Raw genomic sequence first — 2469 nt, forward strand, 5'->3', positions numbered from 1 at the left:
AGGGAGGGCTTCGGCGATTACGGTGCCGAGGTCCGGGAGGCGGCAGAGGCCTTCGCCGTTGAGGGGGTGGCGAAGCGGCGGGTGATCGTAGCTGGAGGCGCAGGGTCGTTGGGGCAGGTGGGCAATATGCCGATCCACCGCTTTCTTCGGATCCCCGTCCTGCGATGGTCACTGCCGCTGGCGGCGGACCGCGCTTGTTTCACGTGAAACAGTCTCCCTGTCCATGACGGCCAGGGACGTCTTATGCAGCCGCTTCGACGCGGCCAGAGCCGCAGCCAGGAAGTTCGGCAGGTACGTCGCAGGGCGTGACCGGAACTCCAGGGGATGAGTCTCCCGGTGGTGGCTGTCTCCCCCGCCTACTCGGGCACGGTGTAGCCGTCGTTCTCGTCCCACGGAATATCGAAGTCATCCATGTGGACACGCCACTCGGCGCCGGGTAGCGACCGGCGCAGCTCCGTCAGCGAACCCAGCACATGATCGAGGACCGGGACCACCCGGTCGAAATCGGTCGGCATCTTCGTGGCCCCGGCCACGATCTCGTCCGGCTCCTGGGCCCCGTTCTCGTACAGGTACAAAGTCTCCTCGTACTCAAACGGGAAGGACTCCATGTGCGCGGCGACGATCCGATTGACAGCGGCCGCCTCACCGTCCGTGAGTGGGGTAGGCCGGGTGGCGGAGTAGTAGAGGGAGACGCTCATTGCCCGAGCGTACCGAGGAGGGACGACTCGGCTCGCCGGTCAACTTCATCGCCTGGCGAGGATGGCGGGCAGTGCCAGTCCACCATCTCCACGTACCCGTGCAGGACCCGTCCCCCGGCACCCACTCGACCGCTCAATCGGTGTGGGACGGCCGGGACGCGGCGATCGGGGACTGTCGGAGACGATGACCGGGCACGGCACGGTCGCTAGCGAAGTTCCCGACGGTGGCGCGGCTGCGCGCGGCCGGCCTCGCGGTCCTGGCTTCTTGCCCCGACCGTCTCTGTACCGACCGGCCTCTATTGGGCTGTCGCTGGAACGGTGCTTCCGCTCTGGTCGGTTACCGCTCAGGCCACCTGCTGGCTGGTGGCTGTTGACTGCGAGGGTCCATCCCTGTGACGAATCTTCGCGCGGATTGGTCTTCGCGCTTGCCGAAGCTCCGGGTGGGGGCATCGGCCTTTGGCCGGCCGACGCGGGGTCCCCTGAGAGCGTGGGGAAGCGGGCTCGTTCGTCGGCCAATGCGACGGAATCGGTCCTCTGCGCAGGAGTCTCCCGACCATGTTCCACGTGAAACAACGAGCGAACCGGCCACACGCGCTGACTCCCCGGTGATCGTGGACCGCAGGCATGGATGGAGCGCCAAGGAAGGAGTCCTCTTGGCGGTCGTGTGGCCGACGGATGGTGAACCAGTTGCCGATGAAGCAGGGGGTGACTCGCCTGCTGGAGGCTAATGCCGCCGCGGGACCGGACCCGGCACAGAAGCCACGCCCTGGTTTCACGTGAAACCCACGACCGCGTCTGGAGGAATGGCCGTCGAGGCTGCCTGAGATCGACCGCGGGCGCGCCCCGTCGCGCCGGGCTGGTGGCGACGTGTTCGATGCGCCGGCCGGACTCCATCGGCACTCCGCAGGGCAGGGGTCTGGCTGTCGGTGCTGTTCGGCGGTTGCGGCCCGCGCGCTGTGTGCTAACGGGCGAACCCACGCGGCGGCATGGCCCGACATGACGATCTCCTTTGAATCACGCGGGCGCACGTCGCGGCAGTGAGGACGGCGGGTGCGTTTTGGTGCGGGAGTGTGTCTGCTGGGGGCTGTCGTGGAGGGGCGGCGGAGTTGTGCGGGGTTCGCTTTGACCGCGGCGGCGGCGTGGCTGGGTGTGAGGGCGCGGCGGACGGATTTGGTGCGTTGTCGCTGGCGCATTGGGAGCGCTTCCGGGGAAGAGCGGGAGGTGTGGGTCGGGCCGATGCATTCGTCGACGGCGGCTCGTTGAAAGTTCCCCGTGAAACGAGGGTGGCGTTGCAGAACTGGCGTCGGCGCACCCCGCCGCCGTGCCCACCTCCCTCGGTCCTCACCGCGGCCGCCGTCATCATCGTCCTCGCCGCGATCGAGGCCGCCTTCCCCATGAGCCGAGGCCGTCCAGCCCGTTTTGATGTGGCATGTCCGTCCAGCGTTTATGGGCGGCGTGCCCGACGATCGAGGCATGAACGTTCCCACTGACCCCACCCCTCGGACACCACGGGCGCGGGCTGACCGGCCGCAACGGCGTGCTGGGGGACTTCGCGGGCACGGCGGTGTTCTTGGCCTCGCCGGCCGCTGCCTACGTCACCGAGCCAGACCGTGAAGTGGAGCCAGATTGGTGGGGGCGCGCCAGAGTCGGAGTCGTCCGCGGGTAGAGGCACTCGACGGTGGTGATGTGGCAGTGGTGAGGCGACGTGGCGTGGCGTGGCGACGTGGCGTTGGGCGGGGAACAAGGCGTCGGGGTGTCGGATAGGGCACCT

The 2469-nt window shown here is 68.2% G+C and carries 2 protein-coding genes; one reads left to right on the forward strand and one right to left on the reverse strand.

The features are described from left to right. The coding region (locus tag E1266_RS39085; protein WP_207946152.1) for a hypothetical protein at positions 1 to 207 on the forward strand (207 nt) is incomplete at its 5' end. A gap of 149 nt (positions 208 to 356) precedes the next feature. Here E1266_RS39085 and E1266_RS36810 read toward each other — a convergent pair. Continuing rightward, positions 357 to 698 carry a hypothetical protein gene (locus E1266_RS36810; protein WP_132055153.1) on the reverse strand — a complete coding sequence of 114 codons (342 nt, stop codon included), beginning with the start codon at positions 696 to 698 and terminating at the stop codon, positions 357 to 359. Positions 699 to 2469 lie beyond the last annotated feature (1771 nt).

Source organism: Actinomadura sp. 7K534, assembly GCF_004348575.1.
Taxonomy (GTDB): domain Bacteria; phylum Actinomycetota; class Actinomycetes; order Streptosporangiales; family Streptosporangiaceae; genus Spirillospora; species Spirillospora livida.

What these genes read in the sequence shown, in the direction of transcription:
- E1266_RS36810 (WP_132055153.1), bottom strand. Translation starts at nt 698, where the DNA reads ATGAGCGTCTCCCTCTACTACTCCGCCACCCGGCCTACCCCACTCACG.